Genomic DNA, 7,285 nt, shown 5'->3' on the forward strand with positions numbered 1-7,285 from the left:
ATTAAATATTTTTTAAGCAATTTATCGGGTTTTACAGAGTTTTCTGATCTTTAAATGCTCACTCTATAATTTTTGAGGTACTTAGTTTCCGATTATTCTCAAGATAAAACACATTATTGCAATCATTTACGTGCAGTCCGGGCCGGCATGACTTATGCTAAAGGTATCTTCTGATGTCAAGCCAAACGAAATTATGAAAAATTGGGTCGATCCTGAAGCTAAAGCAGAAGCTGAACGTTATGACAATCCTATTCCAAGTCGTATTTTGATTCAAAAAACGATTGAACAGTTACAGGCGCCGCAATCCCATGCCGACCTGGTTGAGCATTTTGAAATCCAGGACCAAAAAAGTATTGACGCGCTTAATCACCGCCTGATTGCAATGGTACGTGATGGACAACTGGTCAAGGATGGATTCAAGTTTCAGCTGGTTGCTGACTTGCCTACTTATGAAGCTACAGTGTATATCAATACAAAAGGTATGGGCATCGCACAGATTGATGGCCAGGATAATTTGTATTTACCAGAACGTGAACTGCGTCTGGTCTTTAATGGTGACCGGGTACGGGTACGTCAGACCAGTACTGACCGCAAGGGTAAAGCTTGGGGCTTTATTACTGAAGTAATCCAGCGCCGGGTCAAGCAGATTATTGGGCAGCTGAAAATGTATGAAGGTGAATATTTTATTCAGCCTTCCATGCCAAACCAGCATCAACCGATTACCCTGGAAAAAGAACTGATCGATCACGCCAAAATTAACTTGGGTGATATGGTGCGTGTTGCTATTGATGATTATCCGACTCGGGAAGAGTTTTCTACCGGTCATATTGTGCAATCAATGGCAGATAAAGCCGATACTGAAATTATCATTCCACAAACCATCTTGGAATATGGGCTGCCTTATGAGTTTCCTGAAGAGGTTTTAAAGGAAGCAGCCAGTTTTAAAGAGCCGGATGAACAGGACCGTCAGGGCCGGGTAGATTTACGTGATCTGGCTCTGGTCACAATTGACGGTGAAGATGCACGCGATTTTGATGATGCCGTATACGCAGAAAAACGTCCGGGCGGTGGTTATCGAGTGGTGGTCGCAATCGCTGATGTCAGTCACTATGTACGTTTGGGCACAGCACTGAATGAAGAAGCTGAAGAACGCGGGACCTCTGTGTATTTTCCGCATTTTGTCCTGCCGATGTTGCCAGAAGCGCTCTCTAATGGTCTCTGTTCACTGAATCCGCATCTGGACCGCTTGTGCATGGTCTGTGATTTAAATGTTTCACGTGCCGGCCGTGTTACCCAGTATGAATTTTATCCGGCAGTCATGCACTCTAAAGCACGTCTGACCTATACCCAGGTTGCTGCCTATCTGGACGGTGACAGCCAGGCTGTCCCTGAAGATCGTACTGTTCGCAAATCACTTAATACCCTGTTCCAACTTTATCAGGTCCTGAAAGAATTACGTGCAAAACGTCATGCGATGGAATTTGAAACTGTCGAAACATATATGACATTTGATGAGCTGGGCGGTATTAAGGAAATTTTGCCACGTAGCCGTAATGAAGCACATAAACTGATTGAAGAATGTATGCTGCTGGCTAACGTTGCAGCTGCTGAATATTCATTGAAAAATGAAATTCCAATGTTATATCGGGTCCATGATGCACCAGAGTTTTCGCGTACCCAGAAAGTACGGGATTATGTGAAACTCCTGGGGTTAAATTTCCCGGAGCAGCCAACTCAGGCTGATTACCAGGCCGTCATTGAAGCAACAAAAGACCGGATTGATGCACCAAGTATTCATGCCGTGTTATTACGTTCTATGATGCAGGCTTATTATGGACCAGAAAATATCGGTCATTACGGTCTGGCTTATGAAGCTTATACTCATTTTACCTCGCCAATCCGCCGCTATCCGGACTTACTGTTACACCGCGCAATTAAAGCACATTTGAAACATAAACAGTTTGCCCTGTCAGGCAACCAGCTGGCTGAGGCAGGTGAGCATTATTCTCAGACAGAACGCCGTGCCGATGAAGCCTCCCGTAGTGTAACAATGTGGCTAAAATGCCATTATATGCAGCAGCATCTAGGTGAAGAATTCGACGGTATAATCAGTGCTGTAACTGAATTCGGGCTGTTCGTTACCCTGAAAGATCTGTACGTTGATGGCATGCTGCATGTCAGCCAGCTTGGAGATGACTTTTTTGTCTATGACCAGCCGAGTCAGAGTCTGATTGGCCAGTCTCGTGGCCAGGTTTTTGGCTTGGGAGATGAAGTCAGAATTAAGGTTGCAGGTGTTCAGCTTGAAGAACGGAAAATTGACTTTGAGCTGGTTCGGCAACTTACTCATGCTGGACGAGCAGTGCGTAGCCGTGCCCCTCGCGTTGCACAGGTGCGGGAAGAAAATCACGGCGTACGCAACAAGGATGACTCTGGTGAGCAACCTGTCCGTAAAAAACGCAATAAAAGCAGTAAGCCTAGCTCTTATACCAAGAAGTCAGGAAAAAAATCTGCTGAAAAGGCTTCTGTAAGCAAAGAAGCTCCCAAGAAAAAATCAAAGGATAAGAAGCGCAGGTCCAATGCCAAATCACGGCAGGATTAAATCTTCTTTATTTTGGTGAATGGCAAGAGCTAATCTCTTGCCTTTTCATTTTTAGCCTTATTAAAAATTTTATTGCAATCATGTTTTTTAAAAGGCAAGTTTAATGCTCAGCCACAAGATTCCCACGCTTATTTTCCTGCCAAGTCTTGATTTCCCTTTATACAAGACTTACATCTAGTAGCAAGTATTTTGAAAATCAGGCGTATAACGATGACTTTGGAAAAAGCAACTTTACCTTTGCCACAATTTGACCAGATCAAACTTGAGCATTTAAAGCGGCAGATTGAACAGCAGATTGAATATGGCCAGACTTTTTTAAAGCAATTACAGCAAGTCCCAGAAAATCACCAGCAACAGCTTCACATACTGGAACAGGTAGATACGCTTGAGAATAATATGAGCGAATCTTGGGGCATACTCTCGCATTTAAATGCCGTGATGAATAATAGCGAAACACGCGAGATTTTTCAGGCCTTACTTCCTGCCTTGAGTGAATATTATACTGAGCTTGGTCAGCATAGTGTCTTGTATCAGACTTATCAGGCTCTACATGACAGCCCTGACTTTTCCCTGTTGCCAGAAGCTCAGCAAAGCGCCATTCGACTGGCCTTACGTGACTTTAAACTTTCAGGTGTTGCTCTAGAAGGTGAAGAAAAGAAACGCTATGCAGAGATTTCTGCACGCTTATCACAACTCTCTTCAGATTTTTCCAATCATGTGCTAGATGCTACACAGGCCTATTTTAAACCGCTTGAACAGGAGCAGCTCAGAGGCTTACCACAAAGCAGTATCGAGCTGCTAAAACAGTATGGACAGCAGCGTGAACTGGAACAGCCTGTAGCAACACTGGACCTGCCTGCATACCTGGNNAATTATGACTTATGCCGATGACCGCGAGTTACGTGAAGAACTGTATAAGGCCTATACTACACGCGCTTCAGAGCAGTCTGACCATCCTGAATATGATAATAGCCAGATTATGGAAGAAATTCTGAGTCTGCGTCAGGAAATGGCAAAACTGCTAGGTTTTAACAACTATGCTGAGTACTCCTTGGCTAGCAAGATGGCGCCCGATGTAGACAGTGTGAATAAATTTCTGGTTGAACTGGCTGAACATGCCCGTAAGCCCGCTCTGAAAGAAATTGCTGAACTTAAAGCAATAGCCGGCTCAGATGGAGTGAATGAGCTTAAACCTTGGGATACAGCTTACTACTCAGAAAAACTTAAACAACAACAGTTCAATCTGTCTCAGGAAGATTTAAAGCCTTATTTTCCTGCTCCTAAAGTCATTCGTGGTTTATTCCAGATCGTAGAACGTTTATATGGTATCCAGATTGTAGAGCGGGAAGCAGCTACATGGCATCCCGATGTACATTATTTTGAGCTTGAAGACCAAGGCGAAGTTCTGGGCGGTTTCTATTTTGATTTGTATGCCCGTAGCGGTAAACGCGGCGGAGCCTGGATGAGCGGATTCCGTTCACGCATGCAGCAATCCGAACACCTGCAAAAGCCTGTATGTTACATGGTCTGTAACTTTACTCCCCCGGTCGGAACACAACCTGCCCTGCTCACTCATGATGAAGTCAATACGCTATTCCATGAATTTGGTCATGGCCTGCATCACATGCTCACCGAAGTCGACAATATTTCAGTAGCAGGTACACACGGCGTGGAATGGGATGCAGTCGAGCTACCTAGTCAGTTTATGGAATTCTGGACTTGGGATCAGCAGAGCCTGAACCTGTTAAGTGAACATATTGAAACTAAAGATGCCTTACCAGAGCAGTTACTACAGGCACTGCTGGCAGCACGTTTTTTCCAGTCTGGCATGCAGACTTTACGTCAGGTCGAGTTTGCACTATTTGACCTTACTATTCATAAAATGACGCCAGCATTAAATAGCCCGCAGATTCAGCAGGTTCTGGATGATATTCGTGAACAATATGCAGTGGTGCCAGCTGTACCCTATAATCGCTTCCAGCACAGCTTTAGTCATATCTTTGCCGGTGGTTATGCTGCTGGTTACTATTCTTATAAGTGGGCTGAAGTACTGGCAAGTGATGCATTTGACCGCTTTGAGAATGAAGGTATTTTCAATACTGAAACCGGCAAGGCTTTCCGTTCAGCCATACTGGCCGCAGGCGGTAAAGATAAGGCACTAGATGCTTTTGTCAATTTCCGTGGTCGTGAACCTAAAATTGACGCGCTATTACGTCATCAAGGTTGGACGGATCACCCTAAAACCGCTTAAACTAGTCCTTTATTTAATCAGTGTGTGGTTAGGATAATGAATATTAAACGTCGTNNTTATCGCAGGAGTAAGATGTCCAAAATGCGAAGCGCTGGATAAAATTATTATGCTGACCACCGAAGATGATGAATGGATTGAATGCATTGAATGTGGTTATTCAGATCGGCGTCCTACTCATATAGAGCAACCACAGGAGGTTGCTCTTCCTGATGATGTAGGGGTAATCCAGTTCAAGCCTCGTCAGAAACAGTAGGCTGTAAAGATGTCTGTTACAGTGCAAAAAAATAATTCAAACTTATTATGGTTTATTGCCGGCGTTATTACGGCAATCATCGTCATGATCGCGCTGTATTTCTGGTTGCTACAAGATCAGTCCCCTGCTGTCTCACAGCCGGTAGAAGTTAAGCAAAGTACATCAAAGCCTATGAATGCTGTCCCTTCAGACCAGTCCGAACCTCAGCAAGCCAAACAAGGTCCTCCCTTGGTCGATGATCAGCTCCTAAATGAACCTGTTCATCCGGCTCCAGCACTGGCTAAAGAAGAAATTGCTAAACTGGATGATATCCAGAACCAGTTAAAGCAGCAGCAGGCACTTCTTCAAGAACAGCATGCCAGTGCAGATAAACTGATTCAGCTTAAAGAAGAGCAGATTAAATTGCTTGAAGCCCAGCTGGCACAACAACCTTCTAGCTAATCTGTTACCTAAAGATACTTACAAAAAAAGCACTCGAGAGTGCTTTTTTATTAATGACTCAATATTTTACTGATACCAGCCGAACAGCTTAAAAATATAAGGCGCGAAAGTAATAATTAGCATCGCAGGAAACATGACAATAACTGGTAATATCCACCGCTCATAACGATAGTAAAATGATTTATGGCGTACTTCTGCATCCGCATCTGCTACCTCTTCATCACCAATAGATTGACGGGCAAGGAGATGGTTTAAGGCAACAGGTGGCGTGACATAGCCTAGTTCAAAACCAATTAAAGCAATCATCCAGAAATGTACAGGATGGATACCATATTGATAAGCCACGGGCGCAATTGTAGCTGAGATTAGAATGACTGCCCCAAATGGGTCCATAATCATGCCAACAAATACCATGACAGCAACAATCATTGTCAGCACTAAAAAGGTATTGCTGATATCGGTTGGGAAAGCACTCATAATCTCAATGCGTTCCAGAAACCCACCCACACTGACTGACAGTGCCATGAGAATTACTAAGGCACCAATATGGCCCACTGTTTCACTGGTAGATAAATGCAAAGCACGCTTAAAACCTACTTGGGGTTCTTTTACCGGACCTGATCTTGCTACGCTATGATCAGCAGACATTCCTTGTGTTGCGTTAGCTGTAACCACCTGATGGTATTCAGTCGCAGGTATAGCGGTGTTCACTGTAGCCAGCGTAGCAGGATCTCCCATTGTTACTGCATAACGGTCTACAGCAGGATTGTAGCCTACCGTAGTAACAGCTTCCGGGCTTTGCCTTAACTTATCAAACAGAACAATCATAAGCAGAATTACGGGCATCATGACTGGCGCTGTAAATTCATTAAGATCGGTTGCCAGGATATATTTGTAAAATAGCCAGATCAATACAAAGATCAGTACATAAGGTAGTACCGGGCCTATAGCACGAAATGACTTTGGAAAAGCGACACTTGGCGCAGCAATCCGAAATTTCCGTTCGGCAAAGAAGAGTGAAATAACGAGAAACAGTGTCGAAGTCAATAAAAATACATATAAACCATAGTGATAAAGCAAGTCAGTCGTTACTTCCTTGTTCAGTGAAGCGACCACTACAATCAACAGACATGGACGTAATACTACACCAAGTGAGCCAGACATGGCGCTTGCAGCCAGTGCGAACTGTCGGCGCCCACCTGAAAGCCAAACCTCTTTATATATAATTGCGCCGGCTGCAATAACAAAAATTCCTGATGCACCGGTATAAGCTGTAGGCAAAGCAGCAGCCAGCAAAATTAACCAGGTCAAAGTTTCTGGAGCCAAGTTCCATGGACGTAAAATATTCAGGAACATATCTACAATCTGGGTCTGTTTTAACAGCATCCCTGCCCAGATAAATAAAGCCAAATTTAAAAAGATACTGGAGAACTCCACCAATTGTCCGAGATAAATTCCCTGACCCATCGGATAGTCCATGAAGAAAGTAAAGGCCACCCCAGTAATTACTGCCATATAGGCATATAAAGGCACACTTAGAAATGCCAGACCAAAGCTGCCGCCTTCACGTGACGGATTAGGAGGCTTAAACAGATAGAACAAACTGATTAGACTTAATATACCAAACAGGGTAATCCACAGCCCATAAATATTCTGGATTTCCCGGACAATTTCAACTCCGGCATTCATCATTGAATGATATTGGCTTAAAGCAGATGAAGTGAGTAAAAGATTCGCCGCC

Annotated in this window: 4 protein-coding genes and 1 pseudogene; 4 read left to right on the forward strand and 1 reads right to left on the reverse strand. The window is 43.9% G+C overall.

What is annotated here, in order from left to right; all coding sequences use genetic code 11:
• Window positions 1–190: 190 nt before the first annotated feature.
• From rnr to B3X18_RS03010, 4 genes and pseudogenes are all read left to right on the forward strand, one after another.
• On the forward strand, window positions 191–2,599 hold the full coding sequence (gene rnr / locus B3X18_RS02995; RefSeq protein WP_286935127.1) for a ribonuclease R: 2,409 nt from the start codon (window positions 191–193) through the stop codon (window positions 2,597–2,599).
• Window positions 2,600–2,809: 210 nt separating this feature from the next.
• Window positions 2,810–4,850: pseudogene (locus B3X18_RS03000) on the forward strand (M3 family metallopeptidase).
• 58 nt (window positions 4,851–4,908) lie between these two features.
• Window positions 4,909–5,103: a YheV family putative metal-binding protein gene (locus B3X18_RS03005; RefSeq protein WP_286935128.1), complete on the forward strand. Its 195-nt coding sequence runs from the start codon at window positions 4,909–4,911 to the stop codon at window positions 5,101–5,103.
• A gap of 9 nt (window positions 5,104–5,112) precedes the next feature.
• Complete coding sequence (locus B3X18_RS03010; protein ID WP_034669927.1) at window positions 5,113–5,544, forward strand: hypothetical protein; 432 nt, start codon at window positions 5,113–5,115, stop codon at window positions 5,542–5,544.
• A gap of 66 nt (window positions 5,545–5,610) precedes the next feature.
• On the opposite strand, the gene B3X18_RS03015 is transcribed toward B3X18_RS03010, so the two are convergent.
• A partial coding sequence (locus B3X18_RS03015) for a TRAP transporter large permease subunit (protein WP_286935126.1) occupies window positions 5,611–7,285 on the reverse strand: 1,675 nt, incomplete at its 5' end.

Source organism: Acinetobacter sp. UBA6571 (genome assembly GCF_002434085.1).
Lineage (GTDB): Bacteria > Pseudomonadota > Gammaproteobacteria > Pseudomonadales > Moraxellaceae > Acinetobacter > Acinetobacter radioresistens.

Excerpts from the sequence above, each read along its gene's own strand:
- B3X18_RS03010 (WP_034669927.1), top strand. The coding sequence starts at position 5,113 with ATGTCTGTTACAGTGCAAAAAAATAATTCAAACTTATTATGGTTTATT.